Origin of the sequence: Bosea sp. ANAM02, from assembly GCF_011764485.1 — a bacterium.
Taxonomy (GTDB): domain Bacteria; phylum Pseudomonadota; class Alphaproteobacteria; order Rhizobiales; family Beijerinckiaceae; genus Allobosea.
Window position 1 is genome coordinate 432,517 of sequence record NZ_AP022848.1, and the last position, 26,081, is coordinate 458,597.

Annotated in this window: 25 protein-coding genes; 6 read left to right on the forward strand and 19 right to left on the reverse strand. The window is 67.1% G+C overall.

What is annotated here, in order from left to right:
* Nucleotides 1-4: 4 nt before the first annotated feature.
* The 3 genes from OCUBac02_RS02135 to OCUBac02_RS02145 all read right to left on the reverse strand — a co-directional run bounded on the left by OCUBac02_RS02135 (nt 5) and on the right by OCUBac02_RS02145 (nt 2,378).
* Nucleotides 5-676: a hypothetical protein gene (locus OCUBac02_RS02135; RefSeq protein ID WP_173043272.1), complete on the reverse strand. Its 672-nt coding sequence runs from the start codon at nt 674-676 to the stop codon at nt 5-7.
* Nucleotides 676-1,575 carry a hypothetical protein gene (locus tag OCUBac02_RS02140; protein WP_173043273.1) on the reverse strand — a complete coding sequence of 300 codons (900 nt, stop codon included), beginning with the start codon at nt 1,573-1,575 and terminating at the stop codon, nt 676-678. The genes OCUBac02_RS02135 and OCUBac02_RS02140 overlap by 1 nt, the downstream gene beginning before the upstream one ends.
* A gap of 299 nt (nt 1,576-1,874) precedes the next feature.
* Entirely contained in the window at nt 1,875-2,378 is a 504-nt protein-coding gene (locus tag OCUBac02_RS02145; RefSeq protein ID WP_173043274.1) for a winged helix-turn-helix transcriptional regulator, read from the reverse strand.
* A 100-nt stretch (nt 2,379-2,478) separates the two neighbouring features.
* On the opposite strand from OCUBac02_RS02145, the gene OCUBac02_RS02150 reads away from it, so the two are divergent.
* Nucleotides 2,479-3,039 carry a dihydrofolate reductase family protein gene (locus OCUBac02_RS02150; protein ID WP_173043275.1) on the forward strand — a complete coding sequence of 187 codons (561 nt, stop codon included), beginning with the start codon at nt 2,479-2,481 and terminating at the stop codon, nt 3,037-3,039.
* 9 nt (nt 3,040-3,048) lie between these two features.
* On the opposite strand, the gene OCUBac02_RS02155 is transcribed toward OCUBac02_RS02150, so the two are convergent.
* The gene (locus OCUBac02_RS02155; RefSeq protein WP_173043276.1) at nt 3,049-3,951 is read right to left on the reverse strand and encodes a DMT family transporter; all 903 of its coding nucleotides are present in this window, start codon (nt 3,949-3,951) and stop codon (nt 3,049-3,051) included.
* A gap of 166 nt (nt 3,952-4,117) precedes the next feature.
* Here OCUBac02_RS02155 and OCUBac02_RS02160 point away from each other — a divergent pair, with 166 nt between their 5' ends.
* Both OCUBac02_RS02160 and obgE read left to right on the forward strand, forming a co-directional pair.
* Nucleotides 4,118-4,984 (forward strand): LysR family transcriptional regulator, encoded by an 867-nt coding sequence (locus OCUBac02_RS02160; protein WP_173043277.1) that lies wholly within the window; start codon nt 4,118-4,120, stop codon nt 4,982-4,984.
* A 202-nt stretch (nt 4,985-5,186) separates the two neighbouring features.
* Complete coding sequence (gene obgE, locus OCUBac02_RS02165) at nt 5,187-6,230, forward strand: GTPase ObgE (RefSeq protein WP_047582735.1); 1,044 nt, start codon at nt 5,187-5,189, stop codon at nt 6,228-6,230.
* A gap of 169 nt (nt 6,231-6,399) precedes the next feature.
* On the opposite strand, the gene OCUBac02_RS02170 is transcribed toward obgE, so the two are convergent.
* Nucleotides 6,400-7,536, reverse strand: a complete 1,137-nt coding sequence (locus OCUBac02_RS02170) for a DSD1 family PLP-dependent enzyme (RefSeq protein WP_173043278.1) — start codon at nt 7,534-7,536, stop codon at nt 6,400-6,402.
* A gap of 122 nt (nt 7,537-7,658) precedes the next feature.
* Here OCUBac02_RS02170 and OCUBac02_RS02175 point away from each other — a divergent pair, with 122 nt between their 5' ends.
* On the forward strand, nt 7,659-9,479 hold the full coding sequence (locus OCUBac02_RS02175) for an ABC transporter ATP-binding protein (protein WP_173043279.1): 1,821 nt from the start codon (nt 7,659-7,661) through the stop codon (nt 9,477-9,479).
* Nucleotides 9,480-9,620: 141 nt separating this feature from the next.
* On the opposite strand, the gene surE is transcribed toward OCUBac02_RS02175, so the two are convergent.
* The 9 genes from surE to OCUBac02_RS02220 form a co-directional block, all read right to left on the reverse strand.
* Complete coding sequence (gene surE, locus OCUBac02_RS02180; protein ID WP_173043280.1) at nt 9,621-10,385, reverse strand: 5'/3'-nucleotidase SurE; 765 nt, start codon at nt 10,383-10,385, stop codon at nt 9,621-9,623.
* A 2-nt stretch (nt 10,386-10,387) separates the two neighbouring features.
* A complete protein-coding gene (locus tag OCUBac02_RS02185; protein WP_173043281.1) occupies nt 10,388-11,533 on the reverse strand; it encodes an MBL fold metallo-hydrolase in 1,146 nt (381 codons plus the stop codon).
* Nucleotides 11,534-11,543: 10 nt separating this feature from the next.
* Entirely contained in the window at nt 11,544-12,635 is a 1,092-nt protein-coding gene (locus tag OCUBac02_RS02190) for an ABC transporter ATP-binding protein (RefSeq protein ID WP_173043282.1), read from the reverse strand.
* Entirely contained in the window at nt 12,623-14,335 is a 1,713-nt protein-coding gene (locus OCUBac02_RS02195; protein ID WP_173043283.1) for an ABC transporter permease, read from the reverse strand. The genes OCUBac02_RS02190 and OCUBac02_RS02195 overlap by 13 nt, the downstream gene beginning before the upstream one ends.
* 17 nt (nt 14,336-14,352) lie before the next feature.
* Nucleotides 14,353-15,360, reverse strand: coding sequence for an ABC transporter substrate-binding protein (locus OCUBac02_RS02200; RefSeq protein ID WP_465247750.1), 1,008 nt, complete (start codon nt 15,358-15,360; stop codon nt 14,353-14,355).
* A 120-nt stretch (nt 15,361-15,480) separates the two neighbouring features.
* Entirely contained in the window at nt 15,481-16,716 is a 1,236-nt protein-coding gene (locus tag OCUBac02_RS02205; RefSeq protein WP_173043284.1) for a dihydrolipoamide acetyltransferase family protein, read from the reverse strand.
* Nucleotides 16,716-17,714: an alpha-ketoacid dehydrogenase subunit beta gene (locus tag OCUBac02_RS02210; protein WP_465247751.1), complete on the reverse strand. Its 999-nt coding sequence runs from the start codon at nt 17,712-17,714 to the stop codon at nt 16,716-16,718. Before OCUBac02_RS02210 ends, OCUBac02_RS02205 begins: the two co-directional genes overlap by 1 nt.
* Nucleotides 17,715-17,727: 13 nt before the next feature.
* Complete coding sequence (locus OCUBac02_RS02215; protein ID WP_173043285.1) at nt 17,728-18,744, reverse strand: thiamine pyrophosphate-dependent dehydrogenase E1 component subunit alpha; 1,017 nt, start codon at nt 18,742-18,744, stop codon at nt 17,728-17,730.
* Complete coding sequence (locus OCUBac02_RS02220; RefSeq protein ID WP_280528841.1) at nt 18,741-20,102, reverse strand: NAD(P)H-dependent oxidoreductase; 1,362 nt, start codon at nt 20,100-20,102, stop codon at nt 18,741-18,743. The genes OCUBac02_RS02215 and OCUBac02_RS02220 overlap by 4 nt, the downstream gene beginning before the upstream one ends.
* Nucleotides 20,103-20,259: 157 nt before the next feature.
* On the opposite strand from OCUBac02_RS02220, the gene OCUBac02_RS02225 reads away from it, so the two are divergent.
* Entirely contained in the window at nt 20,260-21,279 is a 1,020-nt protein-coding gene (locus tag OCUBac02_RS02225) for a sugar-binding transcriptional regulator (RefSeq protein ID WP_244639067.1), read from the forward strand.
* Entirely contained in the window at nt 21,269-21,625 is a 357-nt protein-coding gene (locus tag OCUBac02_RS02230; RefSeq protein WP_047577407.1) for a hypothetical protein, read from the forward strand. Before OCUBac02_RS02225 ends, OCUBac02_RS02230 begins: the two co-directional genes overlap by 11 nt.
* 118 nt (nt 21,626-21,743) lie before the next feature.
* Here OCUBac02_RS02230 and OCUBac02_RS02235 read toward each other — a convergent pair whose 3' ends face one another.
* The 5 genes from OCUBac02_RS02235 to OCUBac02_RS02255 form a co-directional block, all read right to left on the reverse strand.
* Nucleotides 21,744-22,265, reverse strand: coding sequence for a hypothetical protein (locus tag OCUBac02_RS02235; protein ID WP_173043287.1), 522 nt, complete (start codon nt 22,263-22,265; stop codon nt 21,744-21,746).
* 11 nt (nt 22,266-22,276) lie between these two features.
* Nucleotides 22,277-23,206 (reverse strand): nucleoside hydrolase, encoded by a 930-nt coding sequence (locus OCUBac02_RS02240; RefSeq protein ID WP_173043288.1) that lies wholly within the window; start codon nt 23,204-23,206, stop codon nt 22,277-22,279.
* A 1-nt stretch (nt 23,207) separates the two neighbouring features.
* Nucleotides 23,208-23,981, reverse strand: coding sequence for an ATP-binding cassette domain-containing protein (locus OCUBac02_RS02245; RefSeq protein ID WP_173043289.1), 774 nt, complete (start codon nt 23,979-23,981; stop codon nt 23,208-23,210).
* 152 nt (nt 23,982-24,133) lie between these two features.
* On the reverse strand, nt 24,134-25,078 hold the full coding sequence (locus OCUBac02_RS02250) for a sugar ABC transporter substrate-binding protein (protein WP_047577414.1): 945 nt from the start codon (nt 25,076-25,078) through the stop codon (nt 24,134-24,136).
* A 38-nt stretch (nt 25,079-25,116) separates the two neighbouring features.
* Nucleotides 25,117-26,073, reverse strand: a complete 957-nt coding sequence (locus tag OCUBac02_RS02255) for an ABC transporter permease (protein ID WP_244639068.1) — start codon at nt 26,071-26,073, stop codon at nt 25,117-25,119.
* Nucleotides 26,074-26,081 lie beyond the last annotated feature (8 nt).

Below are 26,081 nucleotides of genomic sequence, written 5' to 3' on the forward strand. Positions count from 1 at the left end.
GGCGTCAGGGCTGGAGTTCGAGCGGGAAGGGCGTGCGTTCGTAGATGGAGAGGAGGTCGTTCCTAGTCGCGAATTCCTCTTCCCATTGGTGGAGAAGCGTAGCCACGGCGGAGCGATCACCGGCTGCGACGAGAGCTCCTAGCCGGCTGGCCCGCTCGAAGCGCGGCTGCCACCAGTTCTTCATCGTGAGGTGCCAGTCCTTGATCCGTTCGTAGATGGGGATGGCCTCTTCGAAACGCCCCAGCGCTGCAAGAATATGGATGCGATAGGGCTCATGGTGATTCAGCCAGCCATCGTATTCATCAGAACGCGGTTCGCCTTCGACGTGGAACATGTCTTCGATTGTCTGGACGCGCCGCAGCATTGGTAGAATGCGCTGGTTGAACGTTTCGACGACGGTCTGTGTGAAACCGGGGTCTGACCAGAGCCGCGGCGCGCCCTTGGGGACCCAGAAAATGTCGGGACACAGGCCTTGAAGCGATCCGGTGGGATTAAAGGCATGACCGATATGCCAATGGAAACGCGGATAGTCGGCATCCCAGCTTCGATCTATAGATATCGAACGAAGTACGTGGCGCAGTGGTGCTACGATGAGGAAGGTGCCTCTGACGAGCAGGTCGTCATGGCTCGAAGCGACTTCTTCCAGAAGCTTTTTGATCTGCCTCTTCGTCGTCATTAATTCGGCCTCACCTCGATGACGATGATCCGTCGGAGTGTTTCGAATCCAAATCTAGCGGCATTGGCGAGCATATCTGCTCGTCGATCTGTCAAGCCGGCTTTGCCGGTCTTCAGATCATAGACGCAAAGCGTGCCGTCTCGGCGATATTCATAGGCGTCTGTCCGAATTGATTGCGGATATCCATAGGGAACCGATTCCCTGTATACTCCTTCCTCCTGCTCCTTAAGGAGTGAGCGTTCGGCTCGGAAATATGGATCTTTCCGATCTTCAACGTAGTTCTTGAAATAGGAGTGAACGCCCGTTCCATAGAGTGTTCTCGACGGATAGAGTTCTGGGGAGCCTGCGGCATTGACTGCCCGACCAGCCAACTCCTGGACCTCCGGCAAACGCCGGCAGGCTAGCTCGGCCTGCTCCTCCGTTATGCGCCCCGAATAGCTGAGGTCGAACTTGCCGGTCGTGCCGTCTCCCAGCTGATATTCACGGGCGTTGAACCCCATGACGGCCTGCTGACCGTCGCTGCCGTTGAGTGGTGACATCCAGCCGAACAGGACGGCTCCGCCGGTGACGATGGTCGGCGCGGCGACAAGAGGCGCGAAAGCCGGCTGTACCGTCGCATCGGGTTCGGGCCCGGACGGTGTCCAGATCGTGCGCCCGACGAGATCGCCGTCGGGGCCGCCGACATAGATCGACTGGACGTTGCCGGTCGTTTCGAAGCTGGTCTTGCTGCCATCGCGGTCGATGACGGTCTGGCGTTCGTCGAAGCCGGCGGCGCGCGAGGCGGCGTATTCCGACTGGATCGTCGTGCCCTCGCCGTCCGTGACGGTCTGCTCGAAGATCGAGCCATCCTCGTTCCAGCCCTCGTCAAGTGAAGACCACCCGGTATCGGCACCCAGCAAGCTGCCATCGGGAGAAAGGGGACCTCCTCCGCCGGGGCCGCCGCCTCCGCCCGCTCCGCTGGTCCATTGCCCGCCATCGGCATTGCCGGAGGGCACGCGCGGCTGGTTCGGGTTGTATTTGCGGCGCCAATGATCGCGCCGGATCAGGCAAAGCTCGTCGCGCAGCCGTAGCAGGCGAAGCCGGGCGACGCGAAGCTCGCGATCCGCGTAAGGGGGCTGGAGGATCGGCATGAGGGGCTCCTGGACGGGAGTCCCAGTGTCATGCCGCTACGGTAAGCGGGGATAAGTTCGGGCGGGCATCACCCCGCCATGGCCTGCCGCCGCGCCAGCGCATCCCGATAAGCCTTAGTCAGCTCGTCGAGCACCGATTGCTCCGGCCGGGCTGCGTCGAGATGGAGATGCCTCAGCTCCTGCATGAAGCGCTCCCAGAGCGCCGGGCCGCCTTCGCTCAGGAGTTCGGCGCGGATCGAGAGTTCCTCGGTTACCGGCAGGAAGTTCCGGCCCCATTCGCCCATCGCGGCGAAGACCGGGACGAGCGCGATGCCCATCTCGGTCAGGCTGTAGATCGCCTTCTGCTTGTGGCTGGCGTCGTCGCGGCGCGAAAGCAGACCCTTCTCGACGAGGCGCTTCAGGCGGTCGGCGAGGATGTTCGAGGCGATGCCTTCGTCCGATTTCGCGAGTAATTCCCGGAAATGTCGGCGGTTTCCGAACATGATGTCGCGGAGCACGATCAGGCTCCAGCGATCCCCCAGGATTTCCAGCGTCAGATTGATCGGACAGCCAGAACGGCCGGTCTCGCGCATGCTCGTCTCCAAAACCGCTTGCAATATAGGATCGGTTTCACTATCCATCAACCAGTTGCAAATCAAAACTGGTTTTAACCGAGCAGGGCAGGAGGATGTGATGGCGAAAGTGATCGTCTGGAATCTGATGACGCTGGAAGGGTTCTTCGAGGGCAGGGAGAAATGGGATCTCGGCTTCCATGAGGATGCCTGGGGCGAGGAACTCGCCGCGCTCAGCAGCGATTTCGGCCGGAAGGCCGGGCTGCTCGTCTTCGGCCGCGTCACCTACGAGGGGATGAAGGCCTATTGGACCTCGACCCAGGAGGAGGGCGAGACCAAGGCCTTCATGAACGCCCTGCCGAAGCTCGTGGCTTCACGTAAGCTGACCGGCTCCGACTGGAACAACACCACGGTGACGGCGGATATCACCGGCGAGATCACGCGCCGGAAAGCGGAAGCCGGCAAGGACATCTATGTCTTCGGCAGCGCCGAGCTGACGGAGTCGCTGCTGGCGGCGGGGCTCGTCGACGAGGTCATGATCGCGATCGCGCCGGTCACGATCGGGCAGGGCACGCCGCTGTTCAAGCCGAACGCGGAGAAGCGTCACTATGCGCTGATCGCGGCCCGTCCGCTCAAGAACGGCACCGTGATCCTGCATTACGGCGTGAAGGCCGCAGCCTGACGGGGCGGCTCAGCCGCGCCGGACCAGCAGCACGGCGGCGAGAATGGCGACGCCGCCGAAGGCCTGGACCGGGGTCGGCTGCTCGCCGAACAGCGCCCAGGCGGCGAGCACGCTGACCAGAGCCGGCCAGACCATGACCAGCGAGGCGGCGCCGGCGCCATAGCTGCCGAGCGAGAGCGTGATCAGGCCCTGGCCGAGCGCATGGGAGACGAGGCCGAGCGCCGCGACCGCGAGCCAGCCCTGCAGGCTCGCCGGAACGACCTGCTCGCCCAGCATCAGCGCGGCGGCGAGGCAGAACACGGCGCAGATCACGCTGGAGACGAGGCTGACATAGCCGGCGCCGGCGCCGTCACGGGCGCGGCGCACCGCCAGGATATAGGCGGCGTAGGACAGGGCGGCGCCGACGGCGAGGCCGTCGCCGAAGAGATTGCCGGTGACCTGGCCGGTGCCGATGAATTTCGGCAGCACCAGCAGGATCGCGCCGGCGACCGCCAGCGTCAGCGCGCCGAGGATGCGCCGCGAGGGCCTGTCGCCGAGCAGGAGCCAGCCGCCGAGCACGACGCCGACCGGCGAGAGATTGCCGAGCAGCGAGGCGTTGGCGATCGTCGTATGGCCGAGCGCGGCATTGTAGAGCGTCACATCGATGCCGAAGGCGAGGCCGGCCAGTGCCACGGCGATGAAGGCGCCGCGCCCGAGCTTTTCGCCCGCGGGCTTGCGCTGCTCCAAAGCGGTCCAGGCCACGAGCACAGGCACGGCGAAGAGCATGCGCCAGAAGCCGGCGGCGGCCGGGCCGACATCGGCGAGGCGCACGAAGATGCCGGAAAAGCCGATACAGGTGGCGCCGGTGAGCAGGGCGAGAAACATCGCCAGCGCGGGCGATGCGGGCCGGACGGGGATCGCGGGAGCGGACATGATGTCTTCTGACGGATTGTGAAGCCGGCTTCGGCCGCGAGGGCGCGGTCTGCCCGGCTTCGTTCGTCCAATGATATAGGTCGCTTCCTTCAATCGGAAAAACGGATTATTCTGATTTAACCATTCTTAAAATCGATCGATCTCTTGCGCCCCAGGGAGGCCCGTCATGACCGCTCATTTCGACCTCGCCGCGCTCGGCATGCTGGTGGCCGTGGCGGAGACCGGCGGCTTCACCGCGGCGAGCGCCCGGCTCGGCCGAACGCAATCGGCGATCTCGGTCCGGATCCAGGATCTGGAGAACCAGCTCGGCCACAAGCTGCTGGAGCGTTCGCGCCGCGGCGTGACGCCGACCGATGCGGGCGAGCGCCTGATCGCCCATGCGCGGCGCCTGCTCGCGGTCGAGCGCGAGGCACTGGCCGACCTTGCCGGTGAGACGCCGACGGGGCGCCTGCGCATCGGCGTGCCCGACGATTACATGGACGCCTATCTCAGGCCGTTGATCGCGCGCTTCGCGGTCGAGCATCCCAAGGTCGAGCTCGAGGTTCGCTGCGATATCTCGAAGCGGATCGAGCCGGCGCTCAAGGCTGGCGAACTCGACCTTGCCGTGGTCACGCAGGATCCGAGCCGGCCGCTCGGCGAGATTCTGAGGCGCGAGCCGATGATCTGGGTCGCGGCGCGGGGCCACCGGCCCGAATTGCAGGAGACGCTGCCGCTCGCCCTGTTCTCCGAAGGTTGTCGGGCACGGCCGCGCATCCTCGGGGCGCTGAACAGCGCGGGGCGGTCGCATCGGCTGGTCTTCTCCTGCTCGCACACGTCCGGTGTGCTTTCGGCGGTGGAGGGCGGTTTCTGCGTCACGGCCATCACGGAAAGCGCTGTGCCGCCGTCGCTGCGCCGGCTGGGGGCCGCCGAGGGGTTGCCGCCGCTGTTCGAACTGACCGTCGGGCTGATCATGGCGCCGCGCCCGGGGCTGGCGGCGCAGCGCTTCGCCGATGATCTGCGCGAGGAGATGAGCGCTTTCCGGCAGGCGGCGTGATCGGGCGCATTGCTCAAAGCCGTGAGCGGGCTTAAAGCCAAGGCAATCATTGTCCTCAGGCGTCATCCCGGGCGTAGCGAAGCGAAGACCCGGGATCCATGCCGGAACGGTTCAGGCATGGATCCCGGATCGGCGCCGCTATCGCGGCTTGTCCGGGATGACGGCGTGTTTCAGTTTCCGGTTTCAGAAACGATCCGATCTCATGAAATTCCTCGACCAGGCCAAGATTTATGTGAAGGCGGGTGACGGCGGCGCCGGCTGCGTCTCGTTCCGCCGCGAAAAATTCATCGAGTTCGGCGGGCCCAATGGCGGCGATGGCGGGCGCGGCGGCGATATCGTCGTTGAATGCGTGCAGGGCTTGAACACGCTGATCGATTTCCGCTTCCAGCAGCATTTCAAGGCGCGCACCGGCGAGCACGGCATGGGCAAGGATCGCCACGGCGCGAATTCGCCGGCGATCGTGTTGAAGGTGCCGCCGGGCACCGAGATCCTCGACGAGGACGGCGAGACCAAGATCGCCGACCTGACCGAACCCGGCCAGCGCTTCGTTTTGTGCAAGGGCGGCAATGGCGGCTTTGGCAACGCCTATTTCAAGACCGCGACCAATCAGGCGCCGCGCCATGCCAATCCCGGCCTGCCGGGCGAGGAGCGCTGGGTCTGGTTGCGCCTGAAGCTGATCGCCGATGCCGGCCTCGTCGGATTGCCCAATGCCGGCAAGTCGACCTTCCTCGCCACCGTCACGGCGGCGAAGCCCAAGATCGCCGATTATCCCTTCACGACGCTGCATCCCGGCCTCGGCGTCGTGCGCGTCGACGGGCGCGAGATGGTGCTGGCCGATATTCCCGGCCTGATCGAGGGCGCGCATGAGGGCCATGGCCTCGGTGACCGCTTCCTCGGCCATATCGAGCGCTGCCGCGTGCTGCTGCATCTGGTCGAGGGCACCAGCGAGCATGCCGGCAAGGCCTACAAGACCGTGCGCGAGGAATTGGAGGCTTATGGCGAGGGGCTGGCCGAGAAGCCGGAGATCGTCGCGCTGTCGAAGGTCGATGCATTGACGCCGGAGGTGCTCAAGGAGCAGGTCGCGCGCCTGAAGCGGGCGGCCAAGCGCATGCCGATCATCCTCTCGGCCGCTTCGGGCGAGGGCGTCGATGCGGCGCTGCGCGCGCTCTTCGCCGTGGTCGAGGAGGCCCGCCGCGAGGAGGAGCGCGAGAACGCTCCGGTTCAGGAGACCGGCTGGCGGCCCTGAGGGGCAGCTTCTATTCGGAACCTCTCGGTCATCCCGGACAAGCCGCGCCAGAGGCGCCGATCCGGGATCCATGACTGAACCGTTCTGGAATGGATCCCGGGTCTACGCTTTGCTTCGCCCGGGATGACGGCGCGTTTAGCCTCGGGGCGGGCTCGCCGAGCTACCCCGTTCAGGTCAGGGCACCGCGTGCGGCGACCGGCCAGAGCGCCTCGACATGGGCGTCGGGACCGTGCAGGCCGCGGACGCAGACATACCAGTCGTGCAGGTTGACCGTCGGGTCGCAATGGCCGGGGATCAGGAGCAGGCGGTCGCCGCGATGCGGCACCGCGACCGGATCGCCGGTCAGGACGCCATGCTCGTCGGAGGGCTTGGTGTAGATCACGCCCTCGCGGCGGAAGGGCACGGGCATGCCGGAATCGACCGCTGCCGACTTGTGGCCGGCATCGACCACGGCGCGGTCCGGCACAGGTTTGCTCATCACGCCGGCCAGGACGAAGAGCGCATGCTCGAAGCTGCGGAAGGGCGTGCCGTCGGCCTGGCGGTTGCGGGCGTAATCGGCGTCCATGAAGATGTAGGAGCCCGGCTGGATCTCGTTCCAGATGCCGGACTGCGTCTCCAGCTCATGGGTGCCCGTGCCGGCGCCGGTGACGATCTCGCAGGGCAGGCCGTGATGCTTCAGCCGTTCGATCGTGTTGCGGGCGGAGAGGCCGGCACGTTCGATCGCCTCGCGACGCTCGTCGATCGAGCGCATGTGCTGGGCCGAGCCATGATAGGCGTGGATGCCGGCGAAGCGCAGGGTGTTGGAGCGTGCGATGGCTTCCGCCAGCCGGACGGCGGCTTCGCCGGGAGCGGCGCCGCAGCGCCGGCCGCCGACATCGATCTCGACATAGACATCGAGCGTCACGTCGTTGCGGGCCGCCGCTTCCGCCGCCTCGCGCACACCGTCGGGATGGTCGACGCAGAGGCCGATCCTGGCGCTGCGGGCGAGCCGGGCAAGGCGATCGAGCTTGGCCGCGCCGACGATCTCGTTGGTGACCAGCACGTCGCCGACGCCGCCCGCGACCAGCACCTCCGCTTCCCCGACCTTCTGGCAGCACTGCCCGACCGCGCCATGGGCGATCTGGCGCAGCGCGATCTCGGGGCTCTTGTGCGACTTCGCGTGCGGCCGGAGCCGAATGCCATGGGCCTGCGTGAAAGCCGCCATGGCGACGAGATTGCGCTCGAACGCGTCGAGATCGAGCACGAGGGCGGGGGTTTCAATCTCGGCGAAGCTCTGGCCGGGCTGAGCCGGCGGGGAAAGCGGCATGAAGTCTTCCTTAAGTCGGTTGTGGCCATGGGAGGACAGGTTCGTGTCCGGAGCAAGGCCCGTGTTTCGGGTCCGGGCATGCGCCAGTGGCGCTTGCGGGGCGGCCATGATAGGTGCCGGCCATGAAGATCGGCCGCGTCACCGACGATACCCTCGCGCTCTTTGCCCGTGTCTGGCGCGAGCAGATCAGGGCCTATCTCCCCCAAATGCTGATGATTCTCGGCCTCGTCGTGGTCATCGCGGCGACGACGAGCTTCTATCCCCTCCTGATCAAGGCGGCGTTCGACGCCTTCGCCGACCCGCTGACGGCCGAATCGACCGGCTTCGTCCGGCGCATGGAACGGCTGGTCTCGAAATCGATCGGCTACGATATCGGCGTCATCAACGCGGTCGCGACCGTGGTGGTGATCGTCACCGCGATCAAGGGCTTCTCGCTGCTCGCCCAGACGGTGATGACCAACAACGTCGTCAGCCGCATCGAGGCGGATATGCAGACGGCGCTCTACGGCCATCTGATCGATGCCGACCTTGCGCAGCTTCAGCGTGAGAATCCAGCTTCGCTCACGCAGCGCTTCACCACCGATTTCACCTTCGTCAAGGAAGCGCTGACGCGCATCGTCAACATTGCGATCCGCGACGTGGTCACCGCGATCGCGCTGGTCGGCGCGCTGATCTGGATCGACTGGCAGATGACGCTGGTCGTGCTGCTGATCGCGCCGGTGATCGCCCATCCGATCGGCAAGATCGGCCGCAAGCTCCGGCGCATGGCCAATTCCCAGCAGGAGCAGACCGGCCTGATGGCCAATCTCGTCACCGAGAGCCTGCAGGGCGCCCGCGTCGCCAAGACCGACCGGCTCGAACCCTATCTGAAGGGCCGGGCCGCCCATGCCTTCGAGACGATCCGGGCGCTCAAGATGAAGGCGGCCAATGCGCGCGGGCGGCTCGACCCGCTGCTCGAGGTCGGCGGCGGCCTCGCCGTTGCCGGCGTGCTTGCCGCCATCGGCGTGCGCATCACCTCCGGCAATTCGACGGTCGGCGATTTCACCGGCTATGTCTCGGCGCTGCTGCTCGCAGCCCAGCCGATGCGCTCGCTCGGCAATCTCAACGCCATCGTCCAGGAGGCCGGGGCGTCATTGAAGCGCTATTACGCGCTGATGGACGAGAAGCCGCAGGTGCTCGACCGGCCGGATGCGGAGCCGCTTGCGGTCTCCGCCGGCGAAGTCGCCTTCCGCCACCTGCGCTTCCGCTATCGCGAGGACCAGCGCGCACTGGAGGGCATCGACCTCGTCGCGCAGGGAGGCAGGACGATGGCGCTGGTCGGGCGTTCAGGCTCGGGCAAGTCGACGCTGCTCGCGCTGGTGCCGCGCCTCTACGATCCCAGCGAGGGCCGGATCGAGATCGATGGGCAGGACCTGCGTAACGTCACGCTGAGGAGCCTGCGGCGTCAGGTTGGTGTCGTCAGCCAGGATGTCGTGTTGTTCGACGACAGCGTGCGGGCGAATATCGCCTTCGGCCGGCCGGAGGCCTTGGATGAGGAGATCCTCGCTGCGGCGAAGGCCGCCGCCGCGCATGAATTCATCATGGCGATGCCGGGCGGCTACGATGCCCCGGTCGGCGAACGCGGCCACAAGCTCTCGGGCGGCGAGCGCCAGCGCATCGCGATCGCGCGCGCCATCCTGAAGAATGCGCCGATCCTGCTGCTCGACGAGGCGACGAGCGCGCTCGACACGGAATCCGAGCGATTGGTCCAGCAGGCGCTGGCATCACTGATGAAGGGGCGCACGACGATCGTCATCGCGCACCGGCTCTCGACGATCCGCGAGGCCGACCTGATCGTGGTGATGGACGAAGGCAAGGTCGTCGAGACCGGCAGCCATGACGAATTGCTGGCGCGCGATGGCGCCTATGCCCGTTTGCACCGGATGCAGTTTCTGGAAGGCTGAGCCTGCAGAGCTTTCCCGGGCCACGACAGGGCGTCATTCTCGGGCTTGACCCGAGAATCTCCGGAGGGATGGGCGCGGGAGCCTCCTTTTGCCTGAGATGCTCGGGTCAAGCCCGAGCATGACGTAGAGACCGGCTCGTGCTCAGTCCGCAGACTGCTTCAGCGCCGCATTGAGCTCCCCAGCGAACCCCGCATCCAGCGGCGCGCCGTCGCTCCAGCAATGACGGACGATGGCGATGCGGCCCGAATCGATCAGGCTGTTCTCGTCGCCCGGCCGGCTGGTATGCGGGCGGCCGCGCCGGATGCGCCAGACGATCTTCTCGCCTTCTTCAGAGACGATATCAGCCGCGCCCGCGATCTTGTCGCGCCCGATTGTGGCGAGACCGATTTCCGCCGAAAGGTCCTTCGGCAGGTTGACGCTCAGGAACGTGCCCTCGCGGGTCCATTGCGCGCGCGTCAGCCAGAGGTTTTCGATCAGCGTTGCCAGCGCCGCGACGTCACGCTCGTCCGAGGTGCCGCCCTTGGTGCGGGAGAAGCCGATGGCGGGGAGGTTCCAGAAGCTCGCCTCGCGGGCGATCGAGAGCGTGCCGGAATAGGCCGCGTCCTCGGCGGCATTGCGCCCGTCATTGACGCCGGAGAGCACGAGGTCGGGCGGGCCACCATCACGAAAGAGCACCGTCATGGCCGCGACGATGCAATCGGCCGGCGTGCCGTTCAGTGCGTAGACCTGCGGTTCGCGACGGCTGAGAGCCAGCTCCTTGTCGAAGGAGAGATGGTGGCTGGCGGCCGTCCATTTGCGCTCGGGCGCGACGACCCAGATATCGGAGGTGATCCGGGCGGCGGCCTTGCGCAGCAGGGCGATGCCGGGAGCGTCGACGCCGTCGTCATTGGCGATGAGGATGCGCATGGTCAGATCTCGATCGTGTCGCCCGGCTTGAGGCCGGTCATGAGCTTGGGAATGGCGGCGGCCAGTGCGGCTGCGGTCGCGGCATCGCAGGAATGGGCGAGGATGCGGCCGGCGCCGCTTGCCGCCGCGAGAGCGATGTTCTCCGGCAGCGTCGGATGGGTCGGGAAGCGTAGCCATTCGGCCTCGCCGGCCGCCAGCATCAGATCGGCCGGGCTGCCCTTGGGAATGCCGCCGGTGAGCAGGACCGGATGGCGTTCGCGGCGGGCCTGGGCGAGCGCGGCCTTGGAGGGGCCAGCGAGCCCCATGCCGTCATCGACGAGCAGAGCCGCTGCCGGGAGCGGCTCGCCTTCCTCCCAAAGCAGGGCCTCGGCAAAACGCGCCGAGAGGGTGTCGGCGGCACCGGATTTCAGCCAGGTCGAGGCGGCGATCTGCTGGGCCAGCGCCTCGCGCATCGAGGGATGGATGGCGATCGGGGTCTCGATCAGGCCGATCAGCTCGACCGAGCGGCCGGAGAGCGGTGTCGGCAGGACGGCGCCCTGCGGATGACTGGCGAGCCAGCGCTTGATTGCTGCGCCGCGCTCGGCGGGAGGGATGGTATCGGCGCCGTAGGAGGCATCGACCAGCAGCAGGTCGCAGGGTGGCAGCGGGTCCATGGCGAAGACGGGGCTCGCCGGCACGACGTCGCCGCAATAGCCGAGGCTGCGCGCGCCCGCGCTCAGGTGGCACCAGATACCGCCGACGACATGGCCGCTGCGGCCAGTGCGGATCGCGATCGGGCCGATGGCGAAATCCGCGCCGGGGGCGATGACCTCGACAGCAGCCTGCCTGGCCAGTCGCCGTTCGCCCGGCGTCGCATAGGCGGCGAGCGTCGCATCGGTTTCGCTCGCCGATTCGGCGCTCATCAGGATGCGGCCGGAAAAGCCGTTGGCGAGGCACCAGCCCAGCGCCGCGACATGGTCCTCATGGGCGTGGGTGACGATGAGCGCGTCGATGCGTTCGAGCTCGGCGCGCGTGATCGCCGGGTAATAGGCGGCCCCTTGCGCACTGGTATCGACGCCGACATCGAGCAAGAGCCGCGTTCCGCCATGCTCGACGCCGATGCAGGTCCGGCCCTTCTCGCCGATCCCACCGTGAATCGTCAGTCTCATGCCGCCGGTCTCACGCAGCCTTGTCCAGGGAGACGCTCTCCGGGATGACCCAGCCGTCGCTGACGGCGATGCGGATGGCTTCGCCGGGTTGGGCGGGAGCGGGCTCGGCCGCGTCGAGATGCAGGACGATGTCCTGATTGCCGGTGGGGCGGGCTTCCATGCGGAAGAAGCCGCCCTGATAGGACAGGCGCTCGACCGTGGCTGGTACACCGTCCTGCCCCGTGGGAGCGATGCCGATATCGCGGGCGCGCAGGCAGAGTTTTGCCTGCCCGGTGACGGCTTGATCGGGCCGGCAGCGCACGACGGCCTCGACGCCGAGCACGCTGACCTTGCAGCGCCCGGCCTGCGGCGCGGAGAGGATCGTCGCCGGCAGCACCATGCCTTCGCCGATGAAGCCGGCGACGGTCACGTTGGCGGGCTCGCGATAGAGCAGCGAGGGCGTCGCGAGCTGGAGCAGTCGGCCGCGATCCATCACGGCGATGCGGTCGGCCAGCGCCATGGCCTCGGCCTGGTCATGGGTGATGTAGACCATGGTGGTGCCCGTGCGCTCGTGGAAGCGAGCGAATTCCTCCTCCATCGAGGCGCGCAGATGGACGTCGAGATTGGCGAGCGGCTCGTCGAGCAGCACCAGCGAGGGCTCGGTGACGAGGCAGCGGGCGAGCGCGACGCGCTGGCGCTGACCGCCGGACAGGAGGCCGGGCCGGCGCTCGGCGAATCCGTTCAGTCCGACGAGATCGAGCGCGGCGGCGACGCGCTTCGCCCGTTCCGGATCGCGCACGCCGGCGACGGTCAGGCCATAGGCGACGTTCTCCGCCACCGTCATATGCGGCCAGAGCGCATAGGACTGGAAGACGATGCCGAGCTTGCGATGCTCCGGCGGGATATGGGTCGCGGGCGAGGAGACAAGCCGGTCGCCGATGCTGATCCGGCCGCCGTCGAGCTTGTCGAAGCCGGCGATCTGGCGCAGCAGCGTGGTCTTGCCGCAGCCGGAGGGGCCGAGCACGGCCAGGAACTCGCCGTCCTCGACCGCGATCGAGACGTCGTCGAGCGCGAGATAGGAGCCGAAGCGCTTCTGCGCGCGGTCGATGGTCAGTCGCGCCACGGCAGGACTCCCTGGGGCAGTTTCTGGGCGAAGAGGCTGGTGGAGGCCATCAGGCCGACGGTGACGAGTACGGTCACGGCCGCCAGCGCCGAGGCATAGGTGGAATCGCCGCCCTGCTCGAAGGAGAACACGACGACGCCGAGCGTCTCCGCGCCGGACGACCAGAGCAGGGCCGAGACGGTGAGCTCGTTGAAGGCGGTCAGGAAGACCAGGAGCGCGCCCGCGACGGCGGCCGGCGCGACCAGAGGGAAGATGATCGTGACGAGGCGACGCGGCAGGCCGGCGCCGGCGATCTGGGCGGCCTCCTCCAGGGTGCGGTCGATCTGGAGATAGCCGCTGATGACAGGCCTGAGGCCCAGCACGAGGAAGCGGGCGAGATAGGCGAAGACGATGATCCAGATCGTGTTGTAGAGCGAGACGTTCAGCACCGGCAGGGGCTTGAGGAAGAGCAGGATCGCGGCGATGGCGAGCACGACGCCGGGCATGGCATAGGGCAGTTCCGCAGCGAGATTGAGCAGGCGCAGGGCGCGGGACTTCTTCCAGACGATGAAATAGCCGAGCGGCACGCAGATCAGCACGATCAGGGTGGCCGCGCCCGCCGACATCAGGAAGGAATTGACGAAGGCGCGCTTGGAGGCGGCGTGCTCGAACAGCACATAGGCGTAGTTGGCGAGCGTTGCGGTCTTCGCGTTCAGCGGCACGCCGAAGGCGGGGATCAGCGAGGTCGAGAGCAGGCCGAGGAAGGGCATGGCGAGCACGAGGATGGCGAAGGCCCACAACCCGATCTCGACCGGGCGGCGCCAGCGGCCGAGCTCGAAGGGGCGCGCCGCGCTCGAGGTCGTGGTGATCCGGAAATCGCGCCGGCGCAGCATGACGTCCTGCATGAGGATGCCGGCCATCGCGATCAGGCCGATCAGCAGGGAAAGGATCGCCACCTCGGAAAGCACGCCGGGGCCGAGGCCCGCGAGGCGCTGGTAGATCAGCGTCGGCAGGACGAGGAAATTGCCGGGAATGCCGAGGAAGGCGGGAATGCCGAAATTGCCGAGGCTGGAGACGAAGCAAAGCGCGATGCCGGCGACGAGCGGCGGCGTCATCAGCGGCAGGACGACGGTACGCAGCACCGTGAGAGGGCTCGCGCCGGCGGCGAGGCCGGCCTCGATCAGTTCCTTGGGCAGGGCGCGCAGGCCCGCGCGCAGGGTCAGGAAGACCAATGGCGCATATTGCAGGCCGAGCAGCAGGATGATGCCTTCGCGCGAATAGAGCGGGTTGCGGCTGCCGAGCGGCGGCGCCGTGCCGATCAGCTTCAGCAGCGTGCTCGACGGGCCGAAGAGCTGCAGCCAGGCGAGCGCGGTGACCTGCGGCGCGATCATCAGCGGCAGGACGAAGCAGAAGGTGAAGGCGTTGCGGGCGCGGATATCGGTCAGCGTCGCGAGCAATGCGACCGTCCCGCCGATCAGCGTCGCGAGAATCGTGCCGGCGATGGCGGTGGTAAGGCTGTTCCAGGTCGCCGTCCAGGTCGCGGGGCTCGCCATGACCTTGCCGAGCGCCGTCGCCGAGAGCTGGCCGCTGGGGGCGAGGCCCTCGACGATCAGACGCCCGATCGGCAGCAGCGACAGCAAGGCGACGAGGCCGACGAGCCCCCAGAGGAGGCCCGTCTCCTCGACGCGCGTGCGCAGCGTCGCGGGATCGGCGAGAGTCATGCGCACCGCGTCCGGCCTCAGTTGCCGAACATGGTGGCGAAGCGGACCTTGTCGGCCTCCGTCGCCTTGACCACGGCCGCGATGTCGGAGGCCATGACGTTGATCTTGGTGCCCGCGGGCAGCCAGGCCGGCGAGCCGATACTGGGCTTGGCCGGGATATAGCCCATCGCAAGCGCCAGCTTCTGCCCGTCATCGGAGAGGATGAAGTCGACGAAGGCCTTGGCGGCGGCCTCGTTCTTCGTGGTCTTCACGATCGCGACGGGTTCGGTCACGGCCGGCGCGCCCTCCTTGGGGAAGACGAATTCGATCGGCGAGCCCTGTTTCTTGGCGTTGTAGGCCATGAAATCGACGAGCACGCCATAGGCCTTCTCGCCGGTCGCGACGGATTTCAGCACGGCGCCGTTGCCGCGCACGGCGACGGCCTCGTTGGCCTTCAGCCCCTCGAACAGCTTCCAGCCGAGATCGGGACGCGCCGTCATGGTCGAGAGCATGATCGCGGCCGCGCCCGAATAGAGCGGGCTCGGCATCGCGATCTGGCCCTTGTAGGAGGGTTTGTCGAGATCGGTCCAGGAGGTCGGCTTCTCCTTGGCCGCGGTGTTGTAGGCGATGCCTGTGGTGATCAGCTTCGAGCCGAAATAGGTCTTGTCGGCGTCGAAGGAGCCGGGCTGAAGACCGTCGGTCCTGGCGCCGGGATAGGCGAGGAGCTGCTTCTGGCCCTTCAGGATCTCCATGCTCGCGGCATCCGCGATCAGCAGGACGTCGGCGCCGGGCTGGCCGGCCGAGATCTCGGCGGCGAGCTTGCCCATGATCTCGGTCGTGCCGGAGCGGAAGATCTCGATCTCGACATTCGGATAGGCCTTCTTGAAGGCGGCGGTGGTCTGGGCCGCGTCCTTCTCCGGCTGCGAGGTGTAGAGCACGAGCTTGCCGGACGGTGCCTGGGCGAAGGCGGGCGCGGCGGCAAGCAGGGCGGCAGCGGCGGTCATCATCAGGCCGTGTCGCGTGAAGCGGCGTCGTGTCAGGGTCATGGTTTCGTCTCCTCCGTTGTCGCGATGCCGACCTTTACGCCAAACGCGCCGGTCGATCTTCGTGTCAGATCGTCTTTTGCCGGCCATCCGCGTTGCGTTGCGGCCGGCGGCCATCTTCCTTCACAGAAGCAGCTCCGGGTTTTCAAGGGCCTCGCGCAGATCGACCATGAAACGGGCCGCCGCGACGCCGTCGACGATGCGGTGATCCGAGGACAGCGTGAAACTCGCCATCGGCCGGAGCACGATCTCTCCGCCGCGCCCGACCGGCTTGTCGATGGTGCGGCCGACGGCGAGGATCGCGCCCTGCGGCGGGTTGATGATCGCGGTGAACGAGTCGACGCCATACATGCCGAGATTGGAGATGGTGAAGGTGCCGCCGCCGAGCTCGGCCGGGGTCAGGGTCCTCTTGGCCATGCCCTCGCGGAGACGGGCGAATTCGCGGGCCATGGCGGGGATGTCCATGCCGCCGGCATCGCGCAGCACGGGCACGACGAGGTCGCCGTCGCGTTCCATGGCGATGCCGATATCGATGCGCTCGTGGAAGCGGGTCGCTTCGCCTTCAGTGGAGGCGTTGATGACCGGGTGATCGCGCAGGATGCGGGCCGCGACGCGGGCGATCAGCACCGTCAGGCTGGGCTTGGGCGCGCCGATACGCTCGTGACGCCTGGCGAGGCGGCCGAGCAGGTCGCGCGCGGCGCTCATCTCGATCTCGGACGTCAGATAGAAATGCGGGGCGGTGCGCATGCTCTCGGAGAGCCGGTTCGCGACGATGCGGCGGATCGCGGAGAAGGGCTGCAGCCGGTCTCCGGAAGCAGTTGCCGAGGGGGCCGTTGCGGGGCGTGCCTCCTGCGCCGCAGCGCAGCGCGGCCGCTGTTCCATATGGCGCTTCACGTCGGCTTCGCCGATGCGTCCGCGCGGACCGGTGCCGCCTACGGTCCTGAGGTCGAGGCCGTTCTGGCGGGCGATGCGGCGGGCGAGCGGGGTCGCGCGCAGGCCGGATGGGCTCGCTGCGGCCGCAATCACCGGAGCGGCCGGCGCCTCGGTCTTCGAAACGGATGTGGCAGCCGCCACGGTGGCCGCAGCGGCTGCCGGCTCGGACGGTGTGGTGGCGGCCTCACCATCGAGGTAGATCCACGCAACGGGTGTTCCGACGGAGATCGGCACGCCAATCTGCGCCTTGATGTTCCGGATCGCGCCGGTGGCGGGGGCCTCGACCTCCATCACGGCCTTGTTGGTGCCGATCTCGAAGATCGTGTCGCCCTGGCGGACACGGTCGCCTTCCTTGACATGCCAGGCCTCGATCGTGCCCGTCTCCATGTCCATGTCGACCTTGGGAAGGATGACCTCGATGGGCATCAGGCTTCCCCGCGGCGGACGAGATTGGCGGCGGCGGTGACGATGTCGTCCTCCTGAGGGACGGCTGCCTTCTCCAGGACCGGATTGTATGGGATCGGCGCATCGGCGCCGCCAAGCCGGATGATCGGTGCATCCAGGAAATCGAAGACCTCGCTCTCGGCGATCATCGCCGAGATCTCGGCGCCGATGCCCATGGTCTTCACGCCCTCGTAGACGACGAGCAGGCGATGCGTCTTGCGCACGCTCTCGGCGATCGTGGTGAAGTCGATCGGGCGGATCGAGCGCAGGTCGATCACCTCGGCCGAGATGCCTTCGGTCGCCAGACGCTCGGCCGCGGCCTCCGCCTTGCGGGCCATGATCGAGGAGCCGACGATGGTGACATCCGTGCCTTCGCGGCGGATCGCGGCCTTGCCGATCGGCACGCGATAGGCCTCCGCCGGGACGTGGCCCTTGGTCTTGTAGAGCAGCTTGTGCTCGAAGATCAGGACGGGGTTGGGATCATCGATCGCGGCGAGCAGCATGCCCTTGGCGTCGTGCGGCGTGCTCGGCTGGAGCACCTTGAGGCCGGGAACATGGGCGAACCAGGCTTCCAGGCTCTGGCTGTGCTGGGCGGCCGCACCGGTGCCGGAGCCGCCGGGCAGGCGCACGACCATCGGGACGCTGGCCTTGCCGCCGAACATGAAGCGGATCTTGGCCGCCTGGTTGACGAGCTGCTCCATGGCGAGGGTGACGAAATCCGAGAACTGGATTTCGAGTACCGGGCGCATGCCGGTGATCGCGGCGCCCACCGCCGCCCCGGCGATGCCGAGCTCGCTGATCGGGGTGTCGATCACGCGCTCCTTGCCGAAGCGGTGAACGAGATCGCCGGAGACGCCGAAGGCGCCGCCATAGACGCCGACATCCTCGCCAAAGAGGAAGACGCGCTCGTCGGCTTCCATCGCCTGACCGAGCGCCTCGCGCACGGCCTCGGCATAGGAGAGCTCGCGGATCTCCCTCACGGCTTCTAGCGTCTCAGAGGGCATAGACGTCACGGGTCAGGTCTTTCGGATCGGGGTCCGGGCAGGCGCGGGCGAATTCGACGGCGGCGTCGATGTCGCGCTGGGCGTCCTCTTCGAGCTTCATCAGCGTGGCCGCGTCGAAGCGGTCATGCGCCTTGAGCTCGTCCTCCAGCCGCCGGATCGGGTCCTGGTTGCGCCATTCCTCGATCTCCTCCTTGGAGCGATAGAGATTGCGGTCGCTCTTGGAATGGCCGCGCCAGCGATAGGTCTTGCACTCGATCAGCGATGGCCCCTCGCCGGAGCGCGCGCGTGCGATCGCGACCTTCGCGACGGCCGCGACGCCAGCGAGGTCGTTGCCGTCGAGGCAATGGCCGGGCATGCCATAGGCCGCCGCGCGGTCGGCGACGTTCGCCACCGCCATGGCGTGGCCGATATCCATGGACATGCCGTATTTGTTGTTCTCGCAGACGAAAACGACCGGCAGCTTCCAGATCGAGGCCATGTTGAGCGCCTCGTGGAAAGCGCCCTCGTTGGAGGCGCCGTCGCCGAAGAAGACCATGCAGACCCGGCCGTTCTTCTGCGCCTTGATGCTCATGCCGACGCCGACCGCGATCGGCAAGCCGCCGCCGACGATGCCGTTGGCGCCGAGATTGCCGCCCTCGACATCGGCGATATGCATCGAGCCGCCGCGACCCTTGCAATAGCCGGTCTCCTTGCCGAAGAACTCGGCGAACATCAGCCTGGGCTCGGCGCCGCGGGCGATGCAGTGGCCATGGCCGCGATGGGTCGAGAGGATGTAGTCGTGCGCTTCGAGCGGCAGCGTCGTGCCCACCGCGCTGGCTTCCTGCCCGATCGAGAGATGCATCGTGCCGTGGATCAGGCCGCGCATGTAGCTCGCCTCGGCCGCCTCCTCGAACTTGCGGATCAGGTGCATGCGGGTCAGCGCCTGCGCTACCGTCGCATCGTCGAGCGCGGCGAGTTCCGGCCGCTGGTTAGGCTTCTGGTCGGCGCTCATGGATTCAGCGCTCATTCTTGGGCTCCGGAGGTCAGCGCGGCGATCATCGCGTCCTGGGCGCGGCGGACCGCGACGATCTTCAGCTTTTCGTCGGGCGTGGCGTCGGCCAGCGTGATGAGTTCGCCCTTGCGGACGGGCCGCGTCATCGTCGCGCCCTGGGCGAGGCCGATCGGCAGCGCCTTGCGGGCCTGGGCATCGGCGCGGGAGAGGGCGAAGCCGCGATAGCCGTATTCGCCGATGGCATCGAGCGTCTCGCCGACCGCAAGATCGCGCTTGGCGACACAGCCGACCTCGGAGGTCGGCACCGGCAACGGGCGCATATGGCTCTGGTTGAAGATCACGGCGGCGGCGGCCGAGAGCGGCACTTCCAGGCTCGTCAGGTGGTAGGGCCGGAAGAAGGAGTAGTACGGGCCGGGGCCGAGATGCAGGTCGCTCATCCGCTCGCGGACGCGGGGATGGCGCATCTCGGCGACGGCGAAGACGCCGGGTGCGACGCCCTTGGCAACGGAGAAATCGACGACGCCCCTCCGCGAGAGCAGGCCGCCCTCTTCCTTCGGGCAGAAATAGTTCTGGAGTTCGTCCTTGGGGGCGGCCGGGCCGTGCATGCCGGGGATATCCGGCACGAAGCCGCAGGCATTGGCGATGGCGACCATCTCGACCATCGTCTTCGAGCCGTCCACGAACTCCACGAGCATGCGCGGGTTCATGTTCCGGCGTGTGGCTTCCTCGACATAATCGGCCGGGACGGCGTCGATGCGGAACGGATTGTTCTTGCCCTTGCCTGCGGCGACGACCGGATAGCCCATGGCGCGGACGAAATTGATCAGCTCCATCGCGGCAGCGGGCTCGTCGCCGGCGCCGAGCGTGTAGACCACGCCGGCCTTCGCCGCCTCGACCGCGAGATAGGAGCCGATGGTGATGTCGGCCTCGACATTCATCATCACGATATGCTTGCGCGCCGCGATGGCGGTCAGCGCGACGCGCGAGCCGGCTTCGGGATTGCCGGTGGCGTCGATGATGACGTCGACATTGGGAGAGCGGCAGATCAGGTCGAGCGAGGTCGTGGCGGCGATGCGGCCTTTGAGCCGCGCCGCGTCGAGCCCGGTCTCGTCGGTCACATTATCGACATCGCCTTTGCGGCCGGCGAGCGCGGCAGCCTCGGCGACGCGATCCGGCGCGATATCGGCGATCGCCGCGATCTCGATGCCGGTCATCTGGGAGATCTGGACGACGATGTCGGTGCCCATCTGGCCGGCGCCGATCAGGCCGACGCGGACCGGCTTGCCGGCCCTGGCACGCAGTTCGAGGGCTTCGGCCAGGGACAGGCCGGCGACGGGCGCGCCCAAAGGCGGCTGCGGCTGGATCGCGGCCATCGTCGATATCTCTCCCTATGACATATGTTCTTGTGGAGGAACAAAAGAACATGTCATTCGTCCTGTCAAGCGCACAGATGTTCAAACGGGTTGCCTTGGACAGCGCGATGCGGTGATGCTGGCGCGACGCCGCAAGGCGATCCGGTCGGGAGTCGTGGTGGAAGACGCATTCGGAGCAGGGCAGGTCCAGGGCGAGATGCCGGTGGCGGAGGCGAAGGTCCGCGCCGCCTGGCTCTATTATGTCGAGGGCCTGACCCAGGAGCAGATCGCCGAGGCACTGGGCCTGAGCCGGATCAAGGTGATCCGCATGCTGGCGGCTGCCCGCTCCGAAGGGCTGGTCAAGATCAGGATCGATGCGCGCTCGGCCCGGCAGGCGGGGCTTGAGCGCGGGCTCGTCACCGCTTTCGGCCTGAAGGAGGCCGTGGTGGTGCCGGCGGCGCGCGATGCGGCCAGCGTCTCGGCGCTCGTCGGCTATGCCGCGGGCTTGTGGCTCTCCGACAAGCTGACCGACAACATGTCGCTGGCCGTGGGCTGGGGGCAGACCCTGCATCTGGCGCTGCGGGGCATGCAGCCGCGCCAGGTCGAGGCGATGTCGGTCGTCTCGCTGCTCGGCGGTCTCACCCATTCGCGCAGTATCAACCCGTCGGCGGTGGCGCGCCGCGTCGCCGACATGTTCGGGGCCGACTGCTTCCAGTTGACCGCGCCGGTCTTCGTCTCGAATCCCGAGATCCGCGATGCGCTTTGGCGCGAGCCGACCCTGCGGGACCTGCTCGACCGGGCCCGCGCAGCCGATGTCGCGCTGGTCAGCGTCGGTGATCTCGTGCCGGATTCGACGCTGTTCCGCGAGGGGCTCCTGCCGCAATCGGATCTCGCCGGCTTGAAGAAGGCCGGGGCGGTCGGCGACCTCGTCTGCCATTTCATCGATGCCGAGGGCGAACTGGTGGACCATCCGGTGAACCGGCGTATCATGGCGGTGAGCCCGGCCGATCTCAGGGGCATCGGCCTCGTGGCGATCGCGGCCGGCGGCGCCCATAAGGAACATGCGATCCGGGCGGCCTTGCGGGCAAGCGCGGCGAAGGTGCTGATCACGGACGAAGGCGCTGCCGAGGCCCTGCTGGCCGGCAGCGCGAAACAGGCGACAGAGGGAGCCGAACGGGAGAGACGCCATGGCCAATAATTTCGAGCAGTTCGCGCGCAACTCCCTGCAGTTTCGGCCCTCCGACATCCGCCTCATGCTGGAGCGGGTGCATTCCCATGTCGTGAAGCCGCGCATGTCGGCCGAGGAACTGCTGGAGGTCGTGCAGGGCCTCGGCTTCGAGACGGTCGAGGCTTTTGGCGACCAGATCGGGCTCGAGCGGCGCACCTCCGAGAGCTGGGCGCGCTACGGGTTGTCGCGCGATGCGGCGCAATTGTTGCTGGCGCTCTTGAACTATCGCCAGCGCCTGCTCGACGCGATGGACGATTTCGAGAAGACGACCCAGATCCCGCTGGACGGGTTCTTCGAGAACCAGCAGCTGCCCTGAATCGGCATTCGCGTCATGGTCGGGCTTGTCCCGACCATCCACGCCTTCCTTCTTGCAATGTCGTTTTCAAGACGTGGATGCTCGCCACAAGGGCGAGCATGACGGCGGTGGCTCCTGCTCAGCGGCAGAAATCGGCGCAGCCGGCTTCCCAGAATGCCTTGCCGGATTCAAGCGCCGGCACCGACGGGCGCGGCTTGCGGCCGGGCAGGTCGGCGGGGACGGGCTTGACCTGCTCCCACCAGCCATGGGCGCATTGCGACCGGAACGCCATCTGGTCGGAGATCGAGGTGCCCTCCCGCTCCAGCGCCGCATCGAGCGCGGCGCAGCTCTCGCGTAGGCGCGTGTTATGGGCGTCGCTCGGATCATTGGCGTAGTCGTGGAAGGCCTTGGTGAAGGCCTCCATCTCGCGCGCGATATGCGGCCAGTCGCTGCGGCCGAGATTCCAGGCATCCATCCATTCGCGCACGACCGTCTCGACGGCTTCGGCCTTCGGCTTGTCTTTGACCTTGCGGGCCGTGGTCAGCATGTGGCGCATCAGTTCGGCGCGGGCATGGGCGTGGCGGGCACGCAAAGCCGCCTCCTGCATCTGCGCAATGGCTTCCGCCGCTTCCTGCTGCAGCGCTTCGACGAAATGCGGCATGGCTCAATCTCTCAGGGCAGCGTGGCGAGGCGTTCGATCATCTGCTCGAACAGGTCATGGGCCTTCACGGCCGAGACTACATGGGCGTTGGGCTCACGCTTGAGGCGGCCGTTCCAGTCGATGGTCGTGCGCCCGCGCAGGGGGCCGTCGCCGGTCTCGATTGCCACGAAGCAGTCACGTCCTTCGAACAGTTCCGGCCAGAGCAGGAAGGCGATGACGCAGGGGTCGTGCATCGGGTGGCCGTTCGAGCCGAGCCCGCCGGGGCGCGGGCGCGTCAGCATGCCGCGCACCGCCTTGCCTGCCGCATTGCCGAGCGCGCCGATGCGGGCAATCTGGTCATGGCTGGCAATGGCCTGGAGCGTGACGCCGAGGCCGAACATCACGATCGGCCGGCCGCAATCGAACACGACCGCCGCCGCATGCGGATCGACATAGGTGTTGAACTCGGCCGCGGGCGTGATGTTGCCGAGGCCTATGGCTCCGCCCATCAGCACGATGCGCCTGACCTTCGGCTGGATGTCGGGCGCCAGACGGAAGGCCAGCGCCAGATTGGTCAGCGGCCCGAGCGGGCAGAGCGTGATGCCGTCGTTGGGTGCTGCGCGGCAGAGATCGATGATCGCCTGAACGGCGTGGCCGGGTGCAGCCTCGCTCCTCGGCTGGGGCAGATCGGCGCCGGCGAGCCCGTCGGGGCCGCAGACGAATTCCGCGGTTTCGAGCGTAAAGACCAGCGGGCCTTCGACGCCGCGATAAACGGGAATGTCGCTACGGCCGGCGAGATCGCGAATGCGCAGCGCATTCGCCGTGGTCTGCGCGACCGGTACATTGCCTGCGACCGTAGTGATCGCCCTGAGATCGATCCGCTCGGCGCTGGCGAAGGCGAGCAGCAGCGCGACGGCATCGTCCTGGCCGGGATCGGTATCGATGACGATGGTCTCGCGCATTTCAGGCCGCCCTGGCATTGCCGGCCATGATCAGATGGGCGATGTCGTCGGCGCTGAGGTCGCCGAGCGGTCGGTCCACGTATTTGCGGCCGGCGCCCATGATCACGACGCGGTCGGCCAGCGCGACGACGTCGCGCATGTTGTGGCTGATCAGGATGACGGTGCGCCCGTCCGCCTTGAGCTTGCGAATGAGGTCGAGGACGAGCGCGCTTTCCTTGACGCCGAGCGCGGCGGTCGGCTCGTCCATGATGATGATCTCGGCGTTCCAGCGCAGCGCGCGGGAGATGGCGACCGCCTGGCGCTGGCCGCCCGAGAGGCGCTCTACCGGCCGGGTCATGTCGGTGACGGCGGCGGAGAGCTGGGAGAGATAGCGCTGCGATTCCGCGACCATCCTCTTCTTGTCGAGAATGCGCAGGAAGGGCAGCAGGACCGGCCTGGTCAATTCCGAGCCCATGAAGACGTTCTGGGCGACGGAGAGGCGCGGCGCCAGCGCAAGGTCCTGATAGATCGTCGCGACGCCGTTCTCCAGCGCGTCATGCGGCGAGGCGAAGGTGACCGGCCTGCCACGCAGGCTGATCGTGCCGCTCGTCGCCTCCTCGGCGCCGGAGATGACCTTGATCAGGCTCGACTTGCCGGCGCCGTTATCGCCGCAGAGCGCCACGACCTCGCCCTTGCAGATGTCGAGATCGACATCGCGCACGGCAACGACCGGGCCGTAGGCCTTGCCGATGCCGCGCAGCGAGAGGAGGGGAGGTGAGGAGATCGTTGAGGTCATGGCATCATTGCTCGTCATGAGCCCGATTGGCTGGCGCTGCCGTCATGCTCGCCCTTGTGGCGAGCATCCACGTCTTGAACACCGTCCCTGCACGAAGGAAGACGTGGATGGTCGGGACAAGCCCGACCATGACGCAGAAGGCGCGAGCGCCGTCACTTCTTCAGAAACTGCTGGACGTTGTTCTTGTCGACCAGCACGGCTTCCGTGAAGAGATAGGGGCCGGACGTGATGCTCTCCTTCGGCTTCTTGTCGACGACGATCGCCTGGATGGCGTCGACCGCCTGCTTGCCCATCTCCTCGAAGGGCACCGCGACCGTCGCCATGAAGGTCGAGCTGGGATCGGCGATGCGCTCGTAGCTCTCCTTGCCGCCATCGACCGAGACGAGCGGGATCTGGCCCTTCTTCACACCCTGAGCCTGCAGCAGGTCGTCGATGATATAGGCCTGGCCGTCGAACGAGGCCCAGATGCCGTTGATCTTGCCCTGGTTCTGCAGGAGCAGCGCCTGCATGCCGGCGCGGACATCGTCGCGCCAGCTCTGGGTGCGGGCCATCGAGAATTTGCCGAGTTCCTTCACCGCCTGATTCTCGGCGAGGACGGCGTCGAGCAGACGGCCCCGGATGCGCGAGGCGACGTTGAGGTCGAAGCGGGCCGAGACGATATTGCCCTGGTAGCCGAGCTGGCCGAGCAGGTAGAGCGCGGCATCGGCGCCGACCTTGTACTCGTTGGTCTGGATGTCGAAGAGCGCATGCGGGCTCGAACCCGACTGCACGGTGATGACGGGAATTTTCGCATCCTTCGCCGCCTTGAACTGGGCATCGGCCTCGACCGGCTTGCCCATGGCGATGATGATGGCATCGACCTTCTTGGCGATCAGCGCGTCGAACTGCTCGGCATGTTTCGGCAGCGCGCCTTCCGAGTTCAGCAGCGTGACGTTCCAGCCCTTGGCCTTGGCCGCGGCCGCCGCCGCATTGGCGACGCGGGCATGCGTCTCCGAGGTGAACTGGAAACCGATGATGCCGAGCTCGAACGCGCTGGCCGGCTGGCCGAGCGCGATGAACGCCGCGGCGGCCACCAGCATTTTCCTGAAACCGAACATGAAACCCACTCCCCTCGTTCTGTTTGTTGTCGTCGAAATCAGACTTTAAACGCCGCCTTCTTCATCGCGCTGGCCGAGAAGGCGACCGAGCCGATGATGATCGCGCCGAGCACGATGTCCTGGATGTAATAGGGCGCGCCCATCAGCACCAAGCCGTTGCCGAGCACCTTGAGCACCAGCGCCGCAAAGACCGTGCCGGGGACGTTGGGCTTGCCGGGCTCGAACATGGTCATGCCGAGGAGCACGGCGGCGATGGCGTAGAGCAGGTAGTCGCCCGCCATGTTCGGCGCGGCCGAAGAGAGGTTGGCGGCGAGCAGCATGGCCATCAAGCCGGCGAAGACGCCCGAGAGCAAAAGGCCGATGCGCTTCATCCGGGCGGTGGCGATACCGGCGAGCCGCGCCGCCTCGTCCGCCTCGCCGGTCGCGACCATATGGGCGCCGGTCCGGGTCCATTTGACGAGACCATAGGCGAAGAGCGTGGCGCCTGCCATCCAGAGCACGAGATTGGGGATGCCGAAGGAGTATCCCCGTGCGAGCCCGGTGAAGCCGACCGGCCAGCGCCCGACGAAGGCGACGCCCTGCGTGATCATGAAGGCGAAGCCCTTTGCGATTGCGGCCGTGCCGAGCGTCATGATCAGCGAGGGGATGCGCAGCACGGTGACGCCGTAGCCGTTCAGCAGGCCCAGCACGATGCCGACGCCGAGGGCCGCCGATACCGCGACGGTCGGCGGGTACTGCGCATGGACCAGCCAGCCGCAGACGACGGCCGCGAGGCTGGCCATCTCCGCGACGGAGAGATCAAGCTCCGCGACGGTGAAGGCGAGCGCGAAGCCGAGTGCGAGGATGGCGAGGAAGCTCGTATCCTTCAGCACGTTGATGATGTTCATCGTGCTGGCGAAATTCGGCGCGAAGATCAGGAAGAACAGGATCAGCGCGAGGCCGGCGAGCGCCGTGCCGTAGCGTCCGATCAGTTCGCGCGGGTCGATGCGGCCCAAGCTCAAAG

Excerpts from the sequence above, each read along its gene's own strand:
- OCUBac02_RS02135 (WP_173043272.1), bottom strand. The coding sequence starts at position 676 with ATGACGACGAAGAGGCAGATCAAAAAGCTTCTGGAAGAAGTCGCTTCG.
- OCUBac02_RS02145 (WP_173043274.1), bottom strand. The coding sequence starts at position 2,378 with ATGCGCGAGACCGGCCGTTCTGGCTGTCCGATCAATCTGACGCTGGAA.
- OCUBac02_RS02150 (WP_173043275.1), top strand. The coding sequence starts at position 2,479 with ATGGCGAAAGTGATCGTCTGGAATCTGATGACGCTGGAAGGGTTCTTC.
- OCUBac02_RS02155 (WP_173043276.1), bottom strand. The coding sequence starts at position 3,951 with ATGTCCGCTCCCGCGATCCCCGTCCGGCCCGCATCGCCCGCGCTGGCG.
- OCUBac02_RS02160 (WP_173043277.1), top strand. The coding sequence starts at position 4,118 with ATGACCGCTCATTTCGACCTCGCCGCGCTCGGCATGCTGGTGGCCGTG.
- obgE (WP_047582735.1), top strand. The coding sequence starts at position 5,187 with ATGAAATTCCTCGACCAGGCCAAGATTTATGTGAAGGCGGGTGACGGC.
- OCUBac02_RS02170 (WP_173043278.1), bottom strand. The coding sequence starts at position 7,536 with ATGCCGCTTTCCCCGCCGGCTCAGCCCGGCCAGAGCTTCGCCGAGATT.
- OCUBac02_RS02175 (WP_173043279.1), top strand. The coding sequence starts at position 7,659 with ATGAAGATCGGCCGCGTCACCGACGATACCCTCGCGCTCTTTGCCCGT.
- surE (WP_173043280.1), bottom strand. The coding sequence starts at position 10,385 with ATGCGCATCCTCATCGCCAATGACGACGGCGTCGACGCTCCCGGCATC.
- OCUBac02_RS02185 (WP_173043281.1), bottom strand. The coding sequence starts at position 11,533 with ATGAGACTGACGATTCACGGTGGGATCGGCGAGAAGGGCCGGACCTGC.
- OCUBac02_RS02195 (WP_173043283.1), bottom strand. The coding sequence starts at position 14,335 with ATGACTCTCGCCGATCCCGCGACGCTGCGCACGCGCGTCGAGGAGACG.
- OCUBac02_RS02200 (WP_465247750.1), bottom strand. The coding sequence starts at position 15,360 with ATGACCCTGACACGACGCCGCTTCACGCGACACGGCCTGATGATGACC.
- OCUBac02_RS02205 (WP_173043284.1), bottom strand. The coding sequence starts at position 16,716 with ATGCCCATCGAGGTCATCCTTCCCAAGGTCGACATGGACATGGAGACG.
- OCUBac02_RS02215 (WP_173043285.1), bottom strand. The coding sequence starts at position 18,744 with ATGAGCGCTGAATCCATGAGCGCCGACCAGAAGCCTAACCAGCGGCCG.
- OCUBac02_RS02220 (WP_280528841.1), bottom strand. The coding sequence starts at position 20,102 with ATGGCCGCGATCCAGCCGCAGCCGCCTTTGGGCGCGCCCGTCGCCGGC.
- OCUBac02_RS02230 (WP_047577407.1), top strand. The coding sequence starts at position 21,269 with ATGGCCAATAATTTCGAGCAGTTCGCGCGCAACTCCCTGCAGTTTCGG.
- OCUBac02_RS02235 (WP_173043287.1), bottom strand. The coding sequence starts at position 22,265 with ATGCCGCATTTCGTCGAAGCGCTGCAGCAGGAAGCGGCGGAAGCCATT.
- OCUBac02_RS02240 (WP_173043288.1), bottom strand. The coding sequence starts at position 23,206 with ATGCGCGAGACCATCGTCATCGATACCGATCCCGGCCAGGACGATGCC.
- OCUBac02_RS02245 (WP_173043289.1), bottom strand. The coding sequence starts at position 23,981 with ATGACCTCAACGATCTCCTCACCTCCCCTCCTCTCGCTGCGCGGCATC.
- OCUBac02_RS02250 (WP_047577414.1), bottom strand. The coding sequence starts at position 25,078 with ATGTTCGGTTTCAGGAAAATGCTGGTGGCCGCCGCGGCGTTCATCGCG.